The 20,880-nt window shown below is 57.4% G+C and carries 24 protein-coding genes; 8 read left to right on the top strand and 16 right to left on the bottom strand.

What is annotated here, in order from left to right; translation table 11 throughout:
- Positions 1-622: 622 nt before the first annotated feature.
- The 3 genes from BLW70_RS27255 to BLW70_RS27245 all read right to left on the bottom strand — a co-directional run bounded on the left by BLW70_RS27255 (position 623) and on the right by BLW70_RS27245 (position 3,084).
- Positions 623-1,681 carry a hypothetical protein gene (locus BLW70_RS27255; protein WP_074879298.1) on the bottom strand — a complete coding sequence of 353 codons (1,059 nt, stop codon included), beginning with the start codon at positions 1,679-1,681 and terminating at the stop codon, positions 623-625.
- A gap of 304 nt (positions 1,682-1,985) precedes the next feature.
- Positions 1,986-2,591 carry a pyridoxamine 5'-phosphate oxidase family protein gene (locus BLW70_RS27250; protein WP_074879296.1) on the bottom strand — a complete coding sequence of 202 codons (606 nt, stop codon included), beginning with the start codon at positions 2,589-2,591 and terminating at the stop codon, positions 1,986-1,988.
- A gap of 7 nt (positions 2,592-2,598) precedes the next feature.
- Positions 2,599-3,084, bottom strand: coding sequence for a GNAT family N-acetyltransferase (locus BLW70_RS27245; protein WP_074879294.1), 486 nt, complete (start codon positions 3,082-3,084; stop codon positions 2,599-2,601).
- A 140-nt stretch (positions 3,085-3,224) separates the two neighbouring features.
- Here BLW70_RS27245 and BLW70_RS27240 point away from each other — a divergent pair, with 140 nt between their 5' ends.
- The 3 genes from BLW70_RS27240 to BLW70_RS27230 all read left to right on the top strand — a co-directional run bounded on the left by BLW70_RS27240 (position 3,225) and on the right by BLW70_RS27230 (position 5,316).
- Complete coding sequence (locus BLW70_RS27240) at positions 3,225-3,650, top strand: YybH family protein (RefSeq protein ID WP_074879292.1); 426 nt, start codon at positions 3,225-3,227, stop codon at positions 3,648-3,650.
- Between the two features lie 80 nt (positions 3,651-3,730).
- The gene (locus tag BLW70_RS27235; protein ID WP_008151161.1) at positions 3,731-4,081 is read left to right on the top strand and encodes a YciI family protein; all 351 of its coding nucleotides are present in this window, start codon (positions 3,731-3,733) and stop codon (positions 4,079-4,081) included.
- Positions 4,081-5,316, top strand: a complete 1,236-nt coding sequence (locus BLW70_RS27230; RefSeq protein WP_074879290.1) for an RNA polymerase sigma factor — start codon at positions 4,081-4,083, stop codon at positions 5,314-5,316. Before BLW70_RS27235 ends, BLW70_RS27230 begins: the two co-directional genes overlap by 1 nt.
- Before the next feature lie 31 nt (positions 5,317-5,347).
- Here the strand turns inward: BLW70_RS27230 and BLW70_RS27225 are convergent, their stop codons facing one another.
- A complete protein-coding gene (locus tag BLW70_RS27225) occupies positions 5,348-6,202 on the bottom strand; it encodes a LysR family transcriptional regulator (protein ID WP_074879288.1) in 855 nt (284 codons plus the stop codon).
- Between the two features lie 90 nt (positions 6,203-6,292).
- On the opposite strand from BLW70_RS27225, the gene BLW70_RS27220 reads away from it, so the two are divergent.
- A complete protein-coding gene (locus tag BLW70_RS27220; protein ID WP_074879286.1) occupies positions 6,293-6,736 on the top strand; it encodes a multidrug/biocide efflux PACE transporter in 444 nt (147 codons plus the stop codon).
- A 108-nt stretch (positions 6,737-6,844) separates the two neighbouring features.
- Here BLW70_RS27220 and BLW70_RS27215 read toward each other — a convergent pair whose 3' ends face one another.
- Both BLW70_RS27215 and BLW70_RS27210 read right to left on the bottom strand, forming a co-directional pair.
- A complete protein-coding gene (locus tag BLW70_RS27215; protein ID WP_074879284.1) occupies positions 6,845-8,458 on the bottom strand; it encodes an inorganic phosphate transporter in 1,614 nt (537 codons plus the stop codon).
- A gap of 277 nt (positions 8,459-8,735) precedes the next feature.
- Complete coding sequence (locus tag BLW70_RS27210; RefSeq protein WP_074879282.1) at positions 8,736-9,758, bottom strand: transporter; 1,023 nt, start codon at positions 9,756-9,758, stop codon at positions 8,736-8,738.
- Between the two features lie 275 nt (positions 9,759-10,033).
- Here BLW70_RS27210 and BLW70_RS27205 point away from each other — a divergent pair, with 275 nt between their 5' ends.
- A complete protein-coding gene (locus tag BLW70_RS27205) occupies positions 10,034-11,659 on the top strand; it encodes a methyl-accepting chemotaxis protein (protein WP_074879280.1) in 1,626 nt (541 codons plus the stop codon).
- An 18-nt stretch (positions 11,660-11,677) separates the two neighbouring features.
- On the opposite strand, the gene BLW70_RS27200 is transcribed toward BLW70_RS27205, so the two are convergent.
- The 3 genes from BLW70_RS27200 to BLW70_RS27190 form a co-directional block, all read right to left on the bottom strand.
- Positions 11,678-12,850: a GAF domain-containing sensor histidine kinase gene (locus tag BLW70_RS27200; RefSeq protein ID WP_074879278.1), complete on the bottom strand. Its 1,173-nt coding sequence runs from the start codon at positions 12,848-12,850 to the stop codon at positions 11,678-11,680.
- Positions 12,851-12,985: 135 nt separating this feature from the next.
- Positions 12,986-13,291 (bottom strand): PepSY domain-containing protein, encoded by a 306-nt coding sequence (locus BLW70_RS27195; protein WP_074879276.1) that lies wholly within the window; start codon positions 13,289-13,291, stop codon positions 12,986-12,988.
- Positions 13,292-13,400: 109 nt separating this feature from the next.
- Positions 13,401-14,528: a glycerophosphodiester phosphodiesterase gene (locus BLW70_RS27190; RefSeq protein WP_074879273.1), complete on the bottom strand. Its 1,128-nt coding sequence runs from the start codon at positions 14,526-14,528 to the stop codon at positions 13,401-13,403.
- A 234-nt stretch (positions 14,529-14,762) separates the two neighbouring features.
- Here BLW70_RS27190 and BLW70_RS27185 point away from each other — a divergent pair, with 234 nt between their 5' ends.
- Entirely contained in the window at positions 14,763-15,119 is a 357-nt protein-coding gene (locus BLW70_RS27185) for a DUF2025 family protein (RefSeq protein WP_074879271.1), read from the top strand.
- Between the two features lie 88 nt (positions 15,120-15,207).
- On the opposite strand, the gene BLW70_RS27180 is transcribed toward BLW70_RS27185, so the two are convergent.
- Positions 15,208-15,531 (bottom strand): antibiotic biosynthesis monooxygenase family protein, encoded by a 324-nt coding sequence (locus BLW70_RS27180; RefSeq protein ID WP_074879269.1) that lies wholly within the window; start codon positions 15,529-15,531, stop codon positions 15,208-15,210.
- Positions 15,528-16,235 carry a CTP synthase C-terminal region-related (seleno)protein gene (locus BLW70_RS27175; RefSeq protein WP_074879267.1) on the bottom strand — a complete coding sequence of 236 codons (708 nt, stop codon included), beginning with the start codon at positions 16,233-16,235 and terminating at the stop codon, positions 15,528-15,530. Before BLW70_RS27175 ends, BLW70_RS27180 begins: the two co-directional genes overlap by 4 nt.
- 15 nt (positions 16,236-16,250) lie before the next feature.
- Here BLW70_RS27175 and BLW70_RS27170 point away from each other — a divergent pair, with 15 nt between their 5' ends.
- Positions 16,251-17,192 carry a LysR family transcriptional regulator gene (locus tag BLW70_RS27170; RefSeq protein ID WP_074879266.1) on the top strand — a complete coding sequence of 314 codons (942 nt, stop codon included), beginning with the start codon at positions 16,251-16,253 and terminating at the stop codon, positions 17,190-17,192.
- A gap of 7 nt (positions 17,193-17,199) precedes the next feature.
- Here BLW70_RS27170 and BLW70_RS27165 read toward each other — a convergent pair whose 3' ends face one another.
- Together BLW70_RS27165 and BLW70_RS27160 are read right to left on the bottom strand one after the other, a co-directional pair.
- Positions 17,200-17,742 carry a DUF1003 domain-containing protein gene (locus tag BLW70_RS27165; RefSeq protein WP_074879264.1) on the bottom strand — a complete coding sequence of 181 codons (543 nt, stop codon included), beginning with the start codon at positions 17,740-17,742 and terminating at the stop codon, positions 17,200-17,202.
- A 139-nt stretch (positions 17,743-17,881) separates the two neighbouring features.
- On the bottom strand, positions 17,882-18,490 hold the full coding sequence (locus BLW70_RS27160; RefSeq protein ID WP_074879263.1) for a TetR/AcrR family transcriptional regulator: 609 nt from the start codon (positions 18,488-18,490) through the stop codon (positions 17,882-17,884).
- A gap of 214 nt (positions 18,491-18,704) precedes the next feature.
- Here BLW70_RS27160 and BLW70_RS27155 point away from each other — a divergent pair, with 214 nt between their 5' ends.
- The gene (locus tag BLW70_RS27155) at positions 18,705-19,763 is read left to right on the top strand and encodes an MBL fold metallo-hydrolase (RefSeq protein WP_074879261.1); all 1,059 of its coding nucleotides are present in this window, start codon (positions 18,705-18,707) and stop codon (positions 19,761-19,763) included.
- Positions 19,764-19,786: 23 nt separating this feature from the next.
- Here BLW70_RS27155 and BLW70_RS27150 read toward each other — a convergent pair whose 3' ends face one another.
- The 3 genes from BLW70_RS27150 to BLW70_RS27140 are packed head-to-tail and all read right to left on the bottom strand — an operon-like array spanning position 19,787 to position 20,824.
- Positions 19,787-20,107, bottom strand: a complete 321-nt coding sequence (locus BLW70_RS27150; protein ID WP_074879258.1) for a helix-turn-helix domain-containing protein — start codon at positions 20,105-20,107, stop codon at positions 19,787-19,789.
- Positions 20,100-20,462, bottom strand: coding sequence for a type II toxin-antitoxin system RelE/ParE family toxin (locus BLW70_RS27145; RefSeq protein WP_074879256.1), 363 nt, complete (start codon positions 20,460-20,462; stop codon positions 20,100-20,102). Before BLW70_RS27145 ends, BLW70_RS27150 begins: the two co-directional genes overlap by 8 nt.
- 44 nt (positions 20,463-20,506) lie before the next feature.
- Positions 20,507-20,824 (bottom strand): helix-turn-helix domain-containing protein, encoded by a 318-nt coding sequence (locus BLW70_RS27140; RefSeq protein WP_074879254.1) that lies wholly within the window; start codon positions 20,822-20,824, stop codon positions 20,507-20,509.
- Positions 20,825-20,880 lie beyond the last annotated feature (56 nt).

Here is a 20,880-nt window from a genome sequence, read left to right as displayed (position 1 = left end):
ATAGCGTTTGTGTTTGTGTTCGTTGCAATCAAAATTGCGCAAGCTGAGGCAAGCGTGGCGTTGAATAGCCATGTATATATTAACTCGTATTTGGCTATTTTTATGGCGTTAAAAAAATTGAAGATGGTTATCTGCAAGTATAAGGCGGGAATAGAGAGTGAGAGTATCAATAGTAATTTCAATCCTTCTAAATTATTGTTATCCGTAAGCGATTTTGATTCGCTAACACTATATGCAAATATTGCGGAAACAATAATTGCTCCATAAAAAAATGCAAACCTGAAGGAGATAACTAAATCAAGTTCAACGCTTTTCGTATTTAGGTCAGTGGATCCAGCTATCTTCATCAACGATGTTGAAAAAAAGCCAATGCCAACGACTGTTAGAAAGGAAGTTAACGCCCATGCGAATGATGCATGGCTGAGAGAGCTAATTATAAAGTGCCCGATAAATGAAAAATAAAATAATGATACGGTCATCTCGCCAAATCTGGAGAGTATTAGGGGAATGGCTAGTCGGGTAACTTCCATGCGTGATCTCGTGTTTATATAAATATAATTATGAGCAGGAAGGTATTTGTATTCGTCACGCTAACAAGGACTTGATGTGCTATGTTCTGTTCTCAATCCCACTCTTTGAGTAGGCTGATTAGAGAGGGAGTTCCTTCCGCAGCAAAGTATTTTTTTCTGAAGTGATACTCGCACATGGATATTCTATGTTTCGTTTGTTTTCGTTTGTTGAATTCGTTGTCCAAAGCGGAAAGAGATTTTAGCGTAGATGGATAGAGATCTGATTTTTTTAACAATTTCTCAATTGCCAAAAATACCAGGTCTATATATTTCAGTGCTTCTTGAATGTATAAGCGACATTCAGCTTCTGTGGTCGCCCCCTTTCTGGCCAACGCAAAGAAACTATTTTTTATATCATCAAACCCACTGACTCGGAACATGTTTGAGTAAACCCACTTATAGTGTTTGTTTGTTGTGCCTGTTAAATAAGTGAAGCTCATGGTCGTCTTTAGCATCATGTCCCGTGCGATCTCACAACCCATCCAGAGGTTTCCCGATTGCCAGCAACCTTGAATATCCTGAAATGCATAAAATACGGGCAGCTTCTCACGGTGAGCTACATAAATATGCTTCTCCAAAGGAATCCTGGATTTCAATTGACTGAATCTTTCTTCGTTTTCTAACGCATGCCCAATTAATGATCTATGAATGACATTGTTCTCTGTGTTCGATAGTACTGGGTCATAGAGAAAACGTTGATCATCGGTGATTTCATCAAATGCTTTTTCAATTTTCGCAAAAATTTCTTCCAGTTCGGAAAATGTTATATAGTCTGCATCAATGTGGATGCTGGTGTTGCCGTAAAAATTTGTTGTATTATGAACCTCCTCATCTTCAGTGATGTAGTGGTAGTTTATATCTGTAACCAATGCATGTTCACAGTTTTCGATGTTGTTAGCTTTAGGTCGTTGTTCGCAAAGAATGATACAGTCGATGTCGGAATGAATGGTTCCAATCCCTTCGATTAGAGATCCTGAAACAATAAGAATGCTTGTGCTTTCTAAAAAAGCTCTTTCGCGTAGGTAGTTTTTCGGAATTAAGATTTTTCCATCTAGTATGGAAATTTCATTGTCCGAGATTTTTGACTGCGAGGTTTTTACGAGGGCGGTCATTTCATGTTGCTCCCAGGGTAATAGCGATAATATAAACTGAGGCACTTAAATCTGAACGACAACCTGAAGAAAGATGGGTAAGTATTTTACCTGGAGTTCCCCAGTGCAAAAGTAATAGCGTTCATGTGCTAAAACCCTAGTGTCGACATAGGCTGTTCGTCAATATTTATATATAAAATCAGAAACGCCTTACAAACATTGAAGTCCAAGTGTTTAATCTTTGAGTGAAGTTTCTTTTTTCTTTGAGAGAAGACTCCTACAGGTCACCGCCTGGGACTCTGTAGGAGTAAAGCGGAGGATTGTGTCAGTAAAGGCTATCCCGCACCCGAGCCGGCGCTTCGCGGTCATACGTCTCGGCATCGAACTGCCCATCGTTCAACCGCTTGTGAAACGCGCCCGCCGTCGGCAGGGCAGAGCGTTCGAGGTGTTTCTCAGGGTTCCATAAGTCCGAACGAACGATGGCCTTGGAGCAGTGGAAGTACGCCGCTTCCACCGTCACCAGCATCACCGTGCGCGCCGGTTTGCCATTGACCGCAAAGCTCTCCAGCAACCCCGGTTCGGCGCTGATCTGTGCCGTGCCGTTAACCCGCAACGTTTCGCCAATCCCGGGAATGATGAACAGTAGCGACACCCGCGAATCGAGCACAACGTTACGCAGCGTGTCGATGCGGTTGTTGCCCGGCCGATCCGGGATCGCCAGGGTGCGTTCATCAATGATCCGCACGAAACCCGGCGTGTCGCCCCGCGGTGAACCGTCCATCCCGTCAGGCCCCACCGAGCTGACGATCACCAGTGGCGAGGCGCGGACCATCGCCTGATAGTCCTCGTTCAGAAAGGCGATCTGCTTGCGTACGGCGCGGTCGTGGGGCTGGCCGTAGAGGGCTTCCAGTTCTTCAATGCTGTTGAGCATAACCACCTCAGAAAACCAGCCCCATGCGCCGTTCGTAACCGATCCGGCCCTTATAGGCTTCGCCGCTGTCGACCCAGCCGAATTTTGCATAAAGCGCGATGGCCGATGCGTTATCCGCATCCACCGACAACTCCAGCCCCTTTATTTCCGGAAAAGCCTGACGCGCCACGTCGGGCAAGGCTTGCAGACAGGCCTTGCCATAGCCTTTGCCCTGAGCCCGATGATCGACTTGCAGTGCGTGCAGGGTGGCGCTGTGTTCATTGGCCCACGCCGGCAATACGGGCGGGCGCTTGAGCAGCAGGAAGGCGACGGGAACATCCTCGACCAGTAGCGCAAATCCCTTCACGCCGGGGCCGGGTTTGGACAGCAAAGTGTGCAACGCACCGTGAATGTCGCCGGAGAACCTGATTTGTTCTTTGTGAACTTCAATGGCTTCGACCTGCTGGCGCTGGAGCGCATTCAGGCTGTCGTAAGGCACGAGTCGGGCTGTCACTGGAGTGTCCTTTTTCCAAGAAAATGTGTTTCGGATTCTAACGAGTTTGCGTCCATGGATTATTTTTATTTGGACTGTCGATTTGGTTTTTCGCCAGACGACTAAGGGTGTCTTCACAACAAAAACCACGGAGAACCACCATGAACGCTACCCACGAAATCCAGACCCTGATCGACACCTATCGCCAGGCGGTCATCGCCAAGGATGTCGAGAAACTCATGCCGCTGTATGCCGAGGACATCGTTTCCTATGACGCGGTCAAGGCCCTGCAGTTTCGGGGCAAGGCCGCCTACCGCGCGCATTGGCAGGAATGCATGGAAATGTGCCAGGGCGCGCATAAGTTCGACTTCGACCATATGAACATCGTGGCGGACGAGCACATCGCCTTCGCCCATTGGCTGGCCCATTGCGGCGGCACCAACGAGAAGGGCGAAACCCAGGCCTGCTGGATGCGCGTGACCGCCTGCTATCGCCGCGACGACGGGCAATGGCGCATCGTTCACGAACACTGGTCGGCCCCGTTCGACATGATGAGCGGCACCGCGCTGTTCAACCTGGAACCCTGAGCGTCAGGCCGATTCGTCGGGAATATCGCGAAAGCGTCACTCAGCAGCCATAGTTGATCCGTTCGATTCAGGAGAGCCCCATGAAGTATTTATGCCTGGTCTACAGCAACGAGCACGAGTTGCACTCGCTGCCCGAGAGCCCGAATGACGCGGAATGCATGGCTTACGCCGAGGCGATCCAGGGCAGCGGCCGAATGGTCGCCGCCGAGGCGCTGGAATCGGTACAGACCGCGACCACGGTGCGGATGCGCAACGGGAAGATGTCGATCACCGACGGCCCGTTCGCCGAAACCAAGGAGCAATTGGCCGGCTTCTACCTGATCGATGCCAAGGATCTCAATGAAGCCATCCAGGTCGCCGGCAACATCCCGGCGGCCCGGGTCGGCTGTGTTGAGGTGCGTCCCGTTCGTCAGTTGAACCCCGGCGCCTGATGTCGGCCGAGTCGGTACGAGCTCGGGTCGAGCAGGTTTACCGCGAAGATTCACGGCGGATTCTGGCGACCCTGATTCGTTTGCTCGGCGATTTCGATCTTGCCGAAGAAGCCTTGCACGAAGCGTTTTTCGTCGCGGTCGAGCGCTGGCAGCGTGACGGTGTGCCGGACAATCCGCGGACCTGGCTGGTGTCCACGGGGCGTTTCAAGGCCATTGATGTGTTGCGACGGCGTGCACGCTTCGTCGCTTCGCAACCGATGCTGATCGCTCAACTGGAGGCGCTGGAGCAGGCCGACTGGAGTGACGAAGACGTGGAAGACGATCGCCTGCGCCTGATTTTCACCTGTTGTCACCCGGCGCTCGCGGCGGACGCCCAGGTGCCGTTGACGCTGCGCGAAGTCTGCGACCTGACCACGGAGGAAATCGCCCGAGCCTTCCTGTCGGCACCAGCGACCATCGCCCAGCGCATCGTGCGGGCCAAGGCGAAAATCCGTGACGCAAAAATTCCTTATCAAGTGCCGGCCCTGGCGGAATTGCCCGAGCGCCTGGACAGCGTGCTGCGGGTGATTTATCTGGTGTTCAACGAAGGTTATTCCGCATCCATGGGCGCGGAACTGACCCGTGAGGATTTGACCCGTGAGGCGATTCGGCTCGGTCGTTTGTTGATGGAACTGCTGCCGGAACCTGAAGTGATGGGACTGCTGGCGCTGATGCTGTTGCACGAGTCCCGACGCACGGCCAGGACGTCGGCGAGCGGCGAGTTGATCGTGCTGGATGAGCAGGACCGTTCGTTGTGGGACGCCGAGATGATCGCTGAAGGTTGCGCCCTGGTGGAGCGTGCACTGACAACCCGGCGCTTCGGGCCTTATTGCCTGCAAGCGGCAATTGCGGCATCGCATGCTGAAGCGCCCACGGCGGCGGAAACGGACTGGCTGGAGATTGTGGGTCTGTATGACGTGCTGTTGCGGGCAGCGCCTTCGCCGGTGATCGAATTGAACCGTGCGGCGGCGATCTCCAAACGGGATGGGCCGTTGGCGGGACTGACGTTGATCGAGGGGATCCTGGCGCGGGGTGATTTGCTGGATTACCACTTGGCGCACGCGGCGCGGGCGGAGTTTTGTCGGCAGTTGGGAAGGGTAGAGGAGGCGCGGGCGGCTTATCAGCGGGCGTTGGAGTTGACGCAGCAAGTGCCGGAACGACGGTTTATCGAGGCCCGGTTGCGGGAGCTGAAGTGATGTGATCTTGCGGGCCTCTTCGCGAGCACCGCTATTCCAGCATCTTGCCGAGTAACCAACTCCCCGCCGGCCCCGGCGGATGCAGCCGCGACCACAGCGCATCGACGAACACCGGTTTCGGCCAGCCGCGCACGTCCAGTTCCTGCAACGTGCCTTGCCCAAACCGCTCCACCAGCCACCGCGGCAACGGCGCCCAGCCGAATCCACCCTGGGCCATTTCCAGCAGCATCAGATAACTCGGCGCCGACCAGACGCGCCCCTTCGCACGGCTTTCATACGGATTGACGATCGTCGCCAGACGCAGCTCCCGGTGTTGTTGCAACACGCCCTGATCGATGTGGCTCAGCGCCGCCAATGGATGTTCGCGGGATACGAACAGGGCAATCTCGGTTCGTTCTTCCATGGTCGAACTGACCAGGTCCGGCGGGTAACTGTCTTGTTTTTCGGCGAAGGCCACCTGCGCCCGACCCCGTTGCACCAAGGCCACCAGGTCATCGCACTCAGCGATCAGGCATTCAAGTTCCAGGTCGGGATAACGCAGCTCGAAGGCGCTGAGCGCCGCTTCGAATCGGTCGGATTGATACGTGTCGGAAATCGCCACGGTCAGCTTCGGCTCGACCCCTTGGGACAGTTGGCTGGCGGTCATTTCCAGCCGGCTGCTGGCGGCCAGAATGTCCTCGGCCCGTTGCAGCATCACGTGCCCGGCCGGGGTCAGGCTCGGTTTGCGGCTGCTGCGGTCGAACAGCGTCAGGTTCAAGTCGATTTCAAGGCTGGCCACGGCGGCGCTGATGGTCGACTGACTGCGGCCCAATTTGCGCGCCGCAGCGGAAAACGAGCCTTGAGTCGCGGCCTGAACGAAGGCCTGCAACACTTCTTGAGAAGCCATGAACTATCGCCTTGATCGATGGTTAATGGTTATGAAGTATCGGTGTGAAGAAAGATCATGGCAACCACAGTCACTCAGAGGAGTCTGGCCATGAGCGCCAACAAATCCATTACTGAACGTATTTTCCAGGCCATTGGTTTCGAATTGTTGGCCATCCTGATCTGCACCCCGCTGCTGGCGTGGATCATGGACAAACCGCTGCTCGACATGGGCGTCGTGACCATGGCAATCGCGGCACTTGCCCTGGCCTGGAACGTGATCTTCAACGGATTGTTCGACCGCGCGCTCAAACACTACAACCTGGTGCGCAACGCCTGGGTACGTGTAGTCCATGCGCTGTTGTTCGAAGGCGGTCTGGTTGCGGTGGGGGTGCCGTTGATTGCCTGGTGGTTGAAGGTCAGCCTGTGGCAAGCGTTCCTGCTGGATATCGGTGTGCTGCTGTTTTTCCTGCCATACACCTACGTTTATCACTGGGTGTACGACGTGGTACGCGAGCGAGTGCTGATGCGCCAGTCTTATGTGCTGCATGAATAACCTGTGGGAGCGAGCCTGCTCGCGATGGCGTCAGCACATTCGACATTGATGTCGACGTGTGCACCGCTATCGCGAGCAGGCTCACTCCCACATGGGAACTGCGGTGAATCAGAAGAGTTGGGTGAACAGCCAATACAAACTGCCCGACAACAGAATCGCCGCCGGCAAGGTTAGCACCCAGGCCATCAGCAGGTTGCGGATGGTCTTCATCTGCAATCCGCCGCCATTGGCGACCATGGTTCCGGCCACCCCCGAAGACAGTACGTGAGTCGTCGATACCGGCAGGCCGAACATGTCCGCCGCGCCGATGGTCAGCATCGCGACGGTTTCCGCCGAGGCGCCTTGAGCATACGTCAGGTGGGTTTTGCCGATCTTCTCGCCAACCGTCACCACGATACGTTTCCAGCCGACCATGGTGCCCAGCCCCAGAGCGATGGCCACCGCGATTTTTACCCACAGCGGAATGAACCGCGTGGCGTTGTCGATCTGCTGCTTGAACAGTTGCAGCTTGCCATTGGTATCGGCGTCGAAGTTGCCGACCTTGTTCTTGTCCATCAGGCGAATGGTTTCGCTGGTCAGGTACATGTCGTTACGCACGTTGCCCATGGCCTCGGCCGGGACCTTTGCGAGCGAGCCGTAGCCCTTCACTTCACTCCCGATAGTGCCGGTCAACGCGGCCAGGGCGGGGATCAGTTGCGGTGAGGCTTCCTTGCTGCGCATGTATTCGGACAGCACCGCGCGCGGGTCGGTCGGCGCTGGCAACGGCGCATTTTTGACCAGCGCTTGCTGGGTGACTTCGGCCACGGCGGCAAACTGCAGCGCCTGGTCGGCCGGCATGGTGCGGTTCAGCGCGTAAGCCATCGGCAGCGTGCCCACCAGAATCAGCATGATCAGGCCCATGCCTTTCTGGCCGTCGTTGGAGCCGTGGGCGAAGGACACGCCGGTGCACGTCAGGATCAACATGCCGCGAATCCACCACGGTGGCGGAGTGTCGCCCTTGGGTGCTTTGTACAGCGCACGATTCTTGACGAAAGCCCGCAAGGCCAACAGCAACAGCGCCGCAAACATGAAGCCGATCAGCGGCGACAGCAACAGTGCGTAACCGACTTTGGTTGCCTGCGCCCAGTCCACGCCGCTAGTGCCGTCGCGGCCGTGCATCAGGGCATTGGCCACGCCGACCCCGATGATCGAGCCAATGAGGGTGTGCGACGAAGACGCCGGCAACCCCAGCCACCAGGTGCCGAGGTTCCACAGGATCGCGGCGATCAACAGGGCGAAGATCATCGAGAAACCAGCGGAAGAACCGACTTGCAGAATCAGCTCCACCGGCAGCAGGGCGATGATGCCGAACGCCACCGCGCCGCTGGACAGCAGCACCCCGAGGAAGTTGAAGAATCCGGACCAGGCCACCGCGAAATTTGGCGGCAAGGAGTTGGTGTAAATCACCGTGGCCACGGCGTTGGCAGTGTCGTGGAAACCGTTGACGAATTCAAAGCCGAGGGCAATCAGCAGCGCCACGCCCAACAGCAGAAACGGCGTCCAGGTGGTCACCACGGTGCCGAGCTCGTTCATGTCGTGCATCAGGCTGTAGGCGGTAAACAACAACCCGCTGCCCAGCACCGCGAAGAAAATCACGAGGGTCAGCAGGCTGGGCTTTTTATCGAGTTGTGGTTTGGCGCTACTGGCGGGCGCCTGGGTGGCGGTGAAGGAAGGAGTCGCCATGACGGACAATCCTGAGGAGAGAAGGAATGTCGCCCATGATCGTTGCTGAATGTTACAGAGAGGCTGAGTTAAGTCAGTGTTTGGGTTTATTGCCGATCCGTTGATCAGAATGCAGTACCTGTGGCGAGGGAGCTTGCCCCCGTTGGGTCGCGAAGCGGCCCCCAGCATTCTTTCAGTTACATCGTTTTTGCAGGTTTACGACTGCTGCGCAGCCGAACGGGGCGGTGCGGCGTTCCGACAAGTCCCCTCGCCACAGTGAATCGAAGGCGCTCCGATATTAATAATCCTGGCGCTTACGGAATGCCCAACGCCCGGCGATCACGGTAAACGTCGCGACCAATGCCACCAGAATCCAGAACCCTTCCGGGTCGCCGGAAAGCGGCACCCCGCCGACGTTCATGCCAAAGAACCCGGCGATGATGTTGATCGGCAACGCCAGCACCGTCACCACGGTCAGGGTGAACAGCGTGCGGTTGCTCTGTTCGTTGAGGTTGGCGGCGATTTCCTCCTGCAACAGCTTGATCCGTTCGCCCAGCGCCGTGAGGTCGTTAATGATCAGCGCGAACTCCTCGGTGGACTTGCGCAGCTCCTTGACGTCTTCCTTTTGCAACCACTGCGGCGGGCGATTGAGCAGGCGCAGCAACGAGCCCGGCTCCAGCGCCAACAAGCGTTGCAAGCGCACCAGCACCCGTCGGTTGGCACCCAGCTCAGCGCGGTTGGTCGACAGCCGCGAAGACAGCAACTCATCTTCGATCTGATCGACACTGAGGCTGGTCTTGCGCACGATCTGGGTCAGCACTTCCCCCTGATCGCGCAGCAGATGCACCAGCAATTCCAGTGGCGAGCGAAAGCACTCACCGGCCTTCACCGACGAGCGCAGCTTGTCTACCGAGTGCAGCGGTTGCAGTCGTGCGCTGACGATCAGCCGACTGCGGGCGCAGACCCACAACGTCGAAACATCGGACGACACCATGCTGCTGAGGTTGAACACCACGTCGTTGACCACCGCCAGCAACGCCGAATCCACATGCTCGATACGCGTCGAACGCGAACCTTCGTGCAGTGCTTCGAAAAATTCATCGGGCAATTGCAGATGGCTTTTCATCCAGCGCTCGCATGCGGCGTGGGCCAGGTTCAGGTGCAGCCAGAGAAATTCGTCGTTGTCGCCGGGTTGTTGCAGGCACTGCAACGCCTTGGCCGAATCGAGCTCGCGGCCGCGCTCGCCGGGGCGAAAACTGAAACCGTACAGCAGACCGAACAGGTCGGTGTCGCGATGACGTTGGTCGATGCTGTGGTTCATGGGGTCTCGATGTGAGGAGGCGCCTGTTGCGGGTTTCACAGGTTCACTTGAACCGCATCATTGCAAGGAGTTTTGACCGTTTTGTGACAAGGCGGTGGAGGCGAAATGATGGCGCTACCGACGGTCGGAATTGGTTAAAGAACCGCTCTGGCCCGCCGATCTTGCCTACGTTAACTCGCACGGCTTTGACCGCTGGCCAAGGTCGCAGACAGGGATGTCCGGACTTCTTTCACGCCTCGCCCGGCGTGCCTCATTCCTGTCATGAGTACCTTCCGATGTTTTTGCAAAAGTCCTTGAGAGCGCAAATTCTCGCCCTGCTGAGCGGCAGCTTGTTCGCGATGCTGTTGATCGCGTTGGCCTGCTTTCACTTTCTGTCCAGCGGTGTTCAGAACTACGCGAATCTGATCGAAGGCCCGCTGCACACCTCGCAATTGATCGATGAAGCCAACCTGCAATTCAAGGTGCAGGTACAAGAGTGGAAAAACGTTCTGCTACGCGGCAAGCAGCCTGCGGATCTGGACAAATACTGGAAGCAATTCGAAGACCGTCAGCGCGATGTGCAGGGCATCCTCGGTGAACTGGCCGGGCAGAAGGGTATCGAGCCGTCACTCAAGACGCGCATCGAACGCCTGCGGGACGAACATCGTCTGTTGGGCGCGGCTTATCGGAAGGGCCGTGACGCCTACGTGGCGGCAGGCGCCGACCCAACGGCTGGTGATACGGCGGTCAAAGGTGTCGACCGCGCAACCAGCGATCAGATGAGTGAGTTGGTCAGTGAGTTACGCAAGCAAGGGGCCGAGCAATCGAAGCTGATCAGCGCCGACGCCGACCGCACCGTGTTGCTGGGGATCATAGTGATGCTCGCTTCGGGGCTGTTGATCGGGTTGTTGAGCCTGTGGCTGGTCAACCGCAACCTGGTCGAACCGATTCGCAAACTGATCGAGTACGTGGCGCAACTCAGCCAGGGGCGTTTCGCCGAACGCGTGGCCAGCACCCGTCAGGACGAACTGGGAAAACTGGCGATAGCCGCCAATACCCTGCGCGATTTTCTTGCCGAAACCTTCAACCGTTTGCAGCGCAGCGCCTCGGATCTGGACAGCGCCAGCGGTGAACTGAATTCCATCGCAACCCTGATGGCCAGCGGCACTAATGAGCAGTTCAACCGCACCGATCAGGTGGCCACGGCGATGAACGAAATGTCCGCTACCGCGCAAGAAGTCGCACGTCACGCCGCCGATGCGGCACGCGCCGCCGATGATGCCGACCAGTCCGCCCAGCAAGGCGAAAAAGTCATGCAGGGCACCATTCACACCATCACCCAAATGCGCGGCGAAATCGCCAATACCGCCACGGTCATCCGTCGTCTGGAAACCGACAGTGGGCGCATCGGCAAGGTACTGGAGGTGATTCGCGGCATCGCCGAGCAGACCAATCTGCTGGCGCTCAACGCCGCCATCGAAGCAGCCCGTGCCGGTGAAGCCGGGCGCGGTTTTGCGGTGGTGGCGGATGAAGTCCGCAGCCTGGCCCAGCGCACGGCGGCGTCGATCATCGAGATCAACCAGATCATTCAAACGGTGCAAACCGGCGCGGTGGACGCCGCTCTGGCGATTGAAAGCGGTCAGTCGCGTAGCGAGGAAAGTGTCGAGCAAGTGACTCAGGCCGGCGTCATGCTGGAGCGCATCACCCTTGCCGTGGAAGCCATCCGCGACATGAACCGCCAGATCGCCACTGCCGCGGAAGAGCAGACATCGGTGGCCGAAGACATCTCGCGCAACCTCACCGAAATCACCAGTATCGCCAGTACCAATCTGGACAACGTGCAGCGCACCGAAGCGGCCAGCCACAACCTTCACGGGTTGTCGGGGCAGTTGAATGAAGTGACAGCGCGTTTAAGCGCGTAACGGGAATGACCTGGCAGATCACACCGGCAAGCTGAAAGTAAACGTCGTGCCCTGTTGCTCGGTCGAGACCACGTCCAGTTTTCCGCCATGGGACCGAGCAATCTGACTGGCAATGTACAACCCCAACCCGAGGCCGGTCTGCGGTGCTCCGCTGGCCGGGCGCGCGTAGGGCCGGAACAGATAGGGCAGCGCATCCTCGGCAATCACGCCCTGGTTTTTCACGCTCAGCACGAACTGTCCTTCGTTGATCTGCGCGCTGATTTCGATCGGACTATCGTCCTCTCCGTGAGCAACTGCGTTCGCCACCAGATTGGAGAGTAATTGCGCGACCCGCTCGCGATCACAATGAATGCTGCGCAGGTCGCCGATAGACGAGGTTATGGTGCGGTCGGGATGGACGTTCTGAACCTCTGAAATCACATGCCGCAAGGCATCCTCAAGATCCGGGCACGGCTCGATGTTCACTGGAATGCCACGGCCCAAAGCGCCGCGAGCGAAATCCAGAACGTCATCCACCAGTTTGGTCGCACGAAGGGCGCTGGTGAGGATGTGCCGGGCCCGTTGCTGATTCGCCGGATCGGGTAGTTTGCGCAGGAGCATTTCGGCACCGGCGCTGATGGCGAACAAAGGGTTGCGCAGATCATGCCCGAGCACGGCAATAAACTGTTCGCGCAGTTCGGCGGTTTCCCGTTCCTGGTTCAGCGCTGCTTCGGTCTTTTGCAGGTTTTCTTCGGCCTCGATTTGCAGCGCCAGCATCCGGGCGAAGGATTCCATGGTGCTCTGGATCGTGCTGGATTTGAGCGGCGCAGGGTTGGGGTCAAGGGCGCAGATGGTGCCGAAAAAGCGTCCGTCGGTGCGGAAAACCGGCACGGCGATGTAGCTTTCGAACTGATAGAGACGAGGGGTGTGGTGATCGCGGTAAAGCGGGTCTTCGCTGGCCTTGTCGATGACCACCGAATGATGCGCCTGACGAATTTCGTGGCACAGGGTCGTGGCAAGATCCAGCTCCCCGCCAACCTGTAGACCGAAATTCAGCTGGTCGAGCACCGCACACGCGGTCCATGAATCTTCGGTGACCCGGGCCACGGCGACGAAGCGCAGGCCCGTCAGTTCACGGATCACTTGAAGAATCGCCGGCACCGCACTGATCCGGCCGATCGTGGCGATGTCTGCTGCCGCTGCTTGCCCCATTTCGACCCATCTCTGCAATGAACAGTTTGGTGTGATTCTAGCGGGCTGCCGCTGCGTTGGCGCGACTTGATTACCTGAATTTGAGATGCAAAAAAGCCGCACGATCCGAAGATCGTGCGGCTTGTTATTTGCGCATCAGTTGTCTTGCTTGTTGCTCAGTACTTTGCCAGTGGTGGCATCGAAGTCCACGTCAAATTCTTTGCCGTCGGCAGTGCGCAGTTCGACTTCGTACTCGTAGCCATTGAAGTGGTTATCCAGATCGGTGTCGGTGATGGTCGCGCCAGGATGCAGTTTCAGAGCCTCCTCGTTCATTGATTCCAATGACTTGATCTTGCCGCTTTTGACCAGCTCGGGGATCTGGTCGACGCGGACATCGGCCTGGGCCAGGCCAGCGGTGAGGGTCAGGGCAGCGGCAGTGAACAGGGCAGTCAGGGTTTTCATGAGGTTCTTTCCTTAGGTGATCTGTTTAAGTGGGATCAGGTTAACCGGCGCAACTTAATCCACCCTTAATTCTCCGAACGCGACTGGGTATGGATCGTTCCCACGTTCATCAGTAACCGTTGTTCTGCAGCAACTGCGCCACGCTGGCCGCCGCCGGACGTTTGTAGAACTTGAGCAACTCGCTGGCGCGGTTGGTGAAGATACCGTCGACGCCGGCGTCCATGACTTTCTGGTAATCCACGGCATCGTCGACGGTGTAAACGTGCACCAACAAGCCCTGATCGTGGGTGTACTGGTTCATCCAGGGTTGCACCAGGTCCGAGTAACTCTGATCGCCACCCTTGGTCAGCGCCGCAGATGGGCCGGTGCCGATCGCGCCCTGGGCTTTGGCGTACTCGACCCATTGCTGGAATTCGGCTTTGTCTTTCGGTTGCTGTTTGGCGTAGTAAGTGGCTTTGTCCTTGTCGCCGGACTCGGCAAACGTCACCTTGGATTTTGGCTCGATGCTGCCTTCGCCGACCCACAGCAGGAGGATTTTCGGCACTGTCGGCATTTCTTTCTGGAGCAGTTCGAGACTGCTCTTCTCGAAGGTTTGCAGCACGACTTTACCTTTGCCCTGGCCAACCGCCAGATCGCTCTTCGCCAGTTTCGAACCCGCCGGGCTCAACCAGCCGCGATCCTGGAGTTTTTCCTTGAGGTCGCGCTCGATCCCGGGAAACTGCTTCGGCTCTTTGGTTTCGATGTACAGACCGGGCTTGTGCAGCGGATTGCCTTGGGCAATGTCGATGATTTCATCGAGGGTCAGAATTTTCAGACCGACATACGCAGGACGCGCGCGATCCGGGTAGGCAGCGTTGAACCAGCTGCCGGCATCGAGGGTTTTCAGCTCGGCGATAGTGAAGTCGTTGGCAGGGCGGTCCTTGCGCTCAGGGAATTTACTGGCGACATCGGTGGTGCGTTGCAGGTTGTCGTCGTGCAGGGCGAACAGCACGCCGTCCTTGCTGCGTTGCACGTCCAGTTCCAGGTAGTCGGCACCCAGATCGCGGGCCAGTTTGTAGGCGGCGGCGGTGGATTCCGGGGCATCGAAGGACGCGCCACGGTGAGCGATCACGGCCGGATGCGGGATGCCCATGCGGGCGGCCAATGCGGTGGGGCTTGGCTCGCTGGCGGCCTGTGCCTGGCCGAGGCCCAGCATCAGACTCAGCAACAGGGCGCTCTTGGTGAAGGTAGCAGGCATGGTCGAGGTCCTTTCGCAGGTTTTCAAAGACGTCTCTTTTAACAACTGAGCGCCGCTTGCGCTATCGCCAGACCGACATAAACCTGTTTAAAGCAGATTTTTTCAGCGCTTTTGTGCGCTTCTTTGCAGTACTCTTGGCCGCGGCAGTTACCCCGGCAGAGGGAACGCCCATTCGCTTGCCCTGCGTGTAAACCATCGATCACCGGTCCTTTGCGACCTTCTGTGAGGTTTATCATGCGCATCACTTCCGAGCTCATCTGCCAGGCCGCCGACCAACTCAAAGGCTTCGTCGGCCTCAATCGCAAGACCGGCCAGTACATCGTTCGTTTCAGCGAAGACTCCTTCGGCATGGACGTGGCTGACGACGGCATTATTCCCACCAGCGAATTCGTCTGGGCCCCAGGTTCCGCGCAGGCCATGACGCTCAAGCGTGAGCTGATTCAGTTGTTGCTGGATCAGAACATCGATGACCGGATCAACATCACCGAGCCGTTGCGGGTGTACATGAATCGGCGGGAAGTGCCGGAGATTTCGGCGGTTCGCAGTCTCGTGCAGAGCTGTTGCGGTGGCTGTGGTGGCTCTGCTACATAAAATCTCCCACATGGGTCTTGTGATCGACACATAACCCATGTGGGAGTGAGCCTGCTCGCGATGACGGCCTTAAGAACACCACAACCATTCACTGGTTGAACGCATACGCCCGCTCAACCTTGCACACCCGCGTATGACAAGACGAATACCAGGTCGACCGCCCGCGCTCGCGAATCTCACGGTGCTCGGGATGATGTTTCCACGCCAGAATCGCCGCTTCGCTGGCCCAGTAGGACACCGTAATCCCGAGCCCGTCTTCACCCCGAGCCGATTCCACCCCCAGGAAACCGGGTTGCTCACGGGCCAGTTCGACCATGCGCGTGGCGGCCTGCTCGTAACCGTGATCACCGTCGGTGCGCAGGGAGGTAAAAATCACCGCGTAGTAAGGCGCTGGCGCAGTGTTGGCGATCATGACTTCTGCCCCTTGCAGGCGGCGATCAACGCACGGACCAGCGGCGGCAGCTTGCCCTTGAGCGCTGCGCGTTCAGGCTGGAACAGTGTTGCGACGAAGAACGGATGCCCTTTGAGTTCCACCGCCCGCAAGTCACCTGAAGCATCGTGGCCAACAGCGCACAACTGTTGGCTCAACAACTCACGTTCGAACGCTGGATTGACGCCGTAGCGACAGCGATAGCCTTCGACAATCTCAGCGTTTTCGTACGCATCGGCGATCAACGAACCTTCAACCAGATGAATGCTGTCGACGGCTTCCACCAGCGAACAGCTCAGAGGCGTGAGCAACGCTCGTTCCGCATCCGGCGATGTTTCACCGTGTTCGGCATCGTCCCAGCCCAGAACATTTCGGGCGTATTCGAGTACGGCGTGTTGAAAGCCGCCGCAGGTCCCCAGGAACGGCCGTTGCTGTTCACGGGCAAAACGAATCGCTCGCAACGCACCGTCCCTGTCGCGGTAAGGGCTGGCGGGCACGCACCAGAAACCGTCGAAATCAGCCGATGGCGCATCGGCGCTGATACGGTCGGTGGCCAACCACTGGAACTGCACGTCGATGTTCGCCTGTTCAGCGGCCATGCCGAGGGCGATGGGGATCGCCTGGTGAGCGGTGACTTGCGAGTCGTAATCGCCGATCAGGGCGATGCGAATTGGGCGGGTTTCCATGAGTGCGCTCCACGCTTGTTGATTCCTGGCAGCCACTATAGATTGGCGTGCACGCACTCAATATTGGCGTTATCCCAATTGATCAATGCACCGATGCACTATCGGCTGGATTACCCCGACCTGTCCCTGATCCTCGCGTTGGTGCGCGGCGGCTCTCTGGCCCGGGCGTCGACGCTGTTGAAGGTCGACGTCTCGACCGTGTTTCGCGGCGTGCGCCGACTGGAAGCTGCGCTGGGCCAGCAACTGTTCGAAAAAAGCCGCGCCGGCTACTTGCCCACCACCTTGGCGCAAACCCTGGCCGAGCAGGCTGAGCGGGCCGAACAGGCGTTGGAGGCGGCGCGCATTGGCGTGGAGCAGGGCGGTGAAGTCATCAGCGGCACGGTGCGCCTGACCTGCACCGATTCGGTCTTGCAAGGCTTGTTGCTGCCGGCGTTGGCGAAGTTCATGCCTGGTTACCCGGCGCTGACCATCGAGTTGAGTACTTCCAACGACTTCGCCAACCTCAGTCGCCGGGATGCCGATATCGCCTTGCGCTTGACTCGCATACCGCCCGAGCACTTGGTGGGCCGGCGATTGGCCCAGGTGTCCTATCGAGTCTGCGCCAGTGAGGCGTATCTGAAATCCGTCGATTCCGAAGACTTGGCGTCGCTGACCTGGATTGCCCCGGACGACTTCCTCCCCGATCACCCCACCGTTGTGTGGCGCCGTCAGCAGTTGCCGGGCGTCATACCGGGTTATCGCTGCAACAGCATGTTGTCGGTGACTGAGCTGGTGCGGGCCGGGCTCGGTGTCGCGGCATTGCCGGACTTCCTCATCGGTGACGGACTGCAGCCGTTGAGCGAGCCACTTCACGGGTACGACACGGCGCTCTGGTTGCTGACCCGCCCGGACTGCCGTGCCTTGCGCTCAGTGGTGACGTTATTCGATGAGTTGGGGCGAGCGCTTCGATTGCCTTGACCGAGCGCTAAACCTTCGGCTGATCCTTGCGCACGAAGTGCTGATGCATTTCCGAGGTCAGGCTTTCGATGCGTTCGGTGAGGGCCTTGGTCATTTCGGTGAGCCGAGTGTTTTGCTCGAGTAACTCCAGCAGTTGCGCGGTGTTCTGCGCCGCTTGTGCCTGGCGCTCACTGTTGGCGACGGCCAGTGCTTCGCGGTGCAGCGCATCGGCTTCAGATTGGGCTTTGTCGCGTGCTGCCTGGCGGGTCTGGGCCAGCAGGATCAGCGGCGCGGCATAAGCCGCTTGAAGGCTGAAGGCGAGGTTGAGCAGGATGAACGGGTAGAGATCGAAGTGGGCCACGCCGAACAGGTTGAGGCAAATCCATACCACAACGATCAGCGTCTGCGCCCCGAGAAAGGTCGGCGTGCCAAAGAACCGCGCGAAGGCCTCGGCGCGCAGTGCAAACTTGTCATTGCCAAAGGTAGGCGCCAGGTGGGCGTGGGGGCGATGAAAGCGCAGGTGGTCAACTGGGGCGGGGGCGGGTTTGGTGCCGGAAGTCGTGGTGGTCATGGTGCTCTCTGCATGGCGCTGGGACTGAGGCCCACTATAGCCCCAGCGCCAGTTTCATTCTGAAACACATTGCGGTGTTTTATTCAGAGCGACCAGTGATTGGAAAATCGACAGACATTGTCATTTATTGCAGCTCGGTTCAGAGCTGATAGCAGGCCAGAAACATGTCCAGCGCCGACTCCACAACAGTGGTCTGCATTTCCGCAGACAAGCCGGGCAGCCCCATGGAAATCTGTGGCCAGAACGCAAAGGATTTGAGCATCCCCTGAATCTGTTGTGCGGCGAATTCGGGGGCGACCGGTTTCAAACGGCCATCGGCCTGGGCAGCGCGGATCCACATGGTCAGGCCTTCTTCGCGCTCACCCATTCGGGCGACCATATTCTGCGCGCGCTCGGGGGAATGGATGGTGGCGGCGATGGCCACTCGCGCCAGGTCGAGAAAATTGTCATCGCCCAGCATCTGCATTTTTGCCATCAGCATCTGGCGCATCTGCTCGCGCAGCGGCACGTCAGGGCGGTAGGGCGTTTCCTGTTCTGCCGTCACCCGCGCCCACAATTGATTGAGGATTTCGGCGAACAATTCTTCCTTGCTGGGGAAATGGTTGTACACCGTGCGCTTCGACACGCCGGCGGTGGCGGCGATCTTGTCCATGCTGGTGATGTCGAAACCGTTGGCACGGAATTCGGCAATCGCCGCCTGAATGATGGCTTCGCGTTTTCGGTCAGTGAGACGCTGTGGAGCTGTCATAAGTACGCTTCGGCAGAAAGAGGTAAGAATTACACTTGGCAGTTTACTTGCGATCGGCTTTGATGCAACCTTGGAACTACACTGTGCAGTGTAATGTTTTGTTAACCCTGTGCAGCGAACAATAGATCTCCGGCTGATGCGTGCGTGCCTTGGCCATTTATCGTCCCCAAGCGGAAAACCACGAAGCAGGTGGTTTTCCTGGAGTCATTCAATCATGGCCACTTCAACTTCCCCCTCGGATAACGCTTCTACGCCGGAAGCTTCCCGTCAGGCAGAAGGGTTCTTTCGAAACCATGCGCTGGTAAAACGCGAAGGCTTTCGCAAAACCCTGCGCATCATGTGGAACATGATCTTCCACAAACCGCGTAACACCCGCCCGACAGCACCTGTCCCGGTGCAAACCCTGACTCAGGCAGCGTTGATCGCCGCCCCCAACCACAGCGTTTACCGCCTCGGTCATTCCACCGTACTGCTGAAACTGCGGGACAAGTTCTGGATCACCGACCCGGTCTTCGCCGACCGCGCCTCACCCGTGCAATGGGCCGGCCCCAAGCGCTTTCACCAACCGCCGATCAGCCTCGAAGAACTGCCACCGATTGAATCAGTGATCCTGTCCCACGATCACTACGACCACCTCGACTATCAAGCGGTGCTCAAACTGGCGGACAAGGCCAAGTACTTTCTCACACCACTGGGCGTCGGAGACACCTTGATCAAATGGGGCATCGACGCCAGCAAAATCCGGCAACTGGACTGGTGGCAGGGCACTGAGGTCGACGGTATTCAGTTCATCGCCACACCTTCGCAGCACTTTTCCGGTCGCGGTCTGTTCGATGGCAACAGCACGCTGTGGGCCTCGTGGGTAATGATCGATGGTGACACGCGAATCTTCTTCAGCGGCGACAGCGGTTATTTTGACGGCTTCAAACGCATCGGCGAACAGTACGGCCCGTTCGACCTGACACTCATGGAAACCGGAGCCTACAACGTTGAGTGGCCGCATGTGCACATGCAGCCAGAGCAAACCTTGCAAGCGCACATCGACCTTAAAGGTCGCTGGTTATTGCCGATCCACAACGGCACGTTCGATTTGTCGATGCACGCCTGGTACGAACCTTTCGACCGCATTCTGGCGTTGGCCTGGGAGCGGAATGTGTCGATTACTACGCCGCAGATGGGGCAGGCGTTTAATCTGATGTATCCGCAGCGGGGTTGCGCTTGGTGGTCGGAGATGGAAAACGTTGGCGATCAGGTGGAGCCTCAGAACGCATAGCGTGTGAAACCGGGCTGAGCGTCTTAAGCGAAAACCACCTCAATACGGCCCTCTTTTCGTGATCGGGGGGCTGACTTGATCACGATCTGCACGTCACGTCCGAGCAATGAAAGGCATTCCATCATCTTTGCTTCACTGATACCTCGAAACTTTCCGCGCAACATCTCGGAAAGCTTGGGTTGAGACAGGCCCAAGATTTCAGACGCTTGAACTTGGGTCAAATGGCGAGCCTTGATGATCTCGCCAATTTTGGCCGCCAATTGCGATTTGACTCGCATTTCATTGGCGTTGGGCGTCCCGAGGTCTTCATAGACGTTCCCGCTGCTCTCTTCGATTTCAATCATTTCCTGATCCTTTTGCGTGATCCTGCGCCGCTTGAAGTCTCTTTCTGATCAAATCGACGTCGCACTGCGTGGTTGTGATACCCGTAGTCGACTTCTTCTGAAAGCAGTGCAGAACATAAATGGCATTACCAAAACGAACGGTATAAACGGCGCGATAGGTGTTCGTATTGAAGTCATCCACCATCTCAAGCACACCTGCACCTCCAAAACCCTTTAGAGGCTTCGCGTCGGGATGTTTTGCACCGCTTTGTGCCAGATCTAGTGCATGACCAAAAACATCTTGTACATCTGCGGGCATTTGCTTGAGGTCTTTCTTGCTGCTGCTAACCCACAGGAGTGACTTCCTTGTACTCATGCGAAAATATACCTATTTGGGAATAATCGTCAATCGATGATTTCTCACTCAACCATCGCATAATCCGCCCGCCCCACCGGATCAGGCGTCGACCCTTTCACATTCATCCCTCTACCCGGCGCAAACCCCGGGAAGAACACCAACCCCTCCGATTCAAACCGATAAGCCAACGCCAGCCGCGTAACATCCAGCACATCGCGTTCATCCTCAAATCGCTGAATCGCGTCCACCGAAACCCCGGATTGCCGAGACAGTTCCTCCACACTCCACCCCAGCATTGCTCGGGCCTGAGCGCTATGCGCGGGGGTGAACTGGAAAAGGGCGATACGTTCCAGGGTGATTTTCATCGCAAGAGAGGCCATGGTGTTCTCCGGGCTCAAGAGTGCTGATTCAAAATGTACTGTGTTTTTGTACAGTT

The organism is Pseudomonas frederiksbergensis, from assembly GCF_900105495.1.
Classification (GTDB): domain Bacteria; phylum Pseudomonadota; class Gammaproteobacteria; order Pseudomonadales; family Pseudomonadaceae; genus Aquipseudomonas; species Aquipseudomonas frederiksbergensis.
This window is presented reverse-complemented; position numbering and strand designations above follow the sequence as displayed.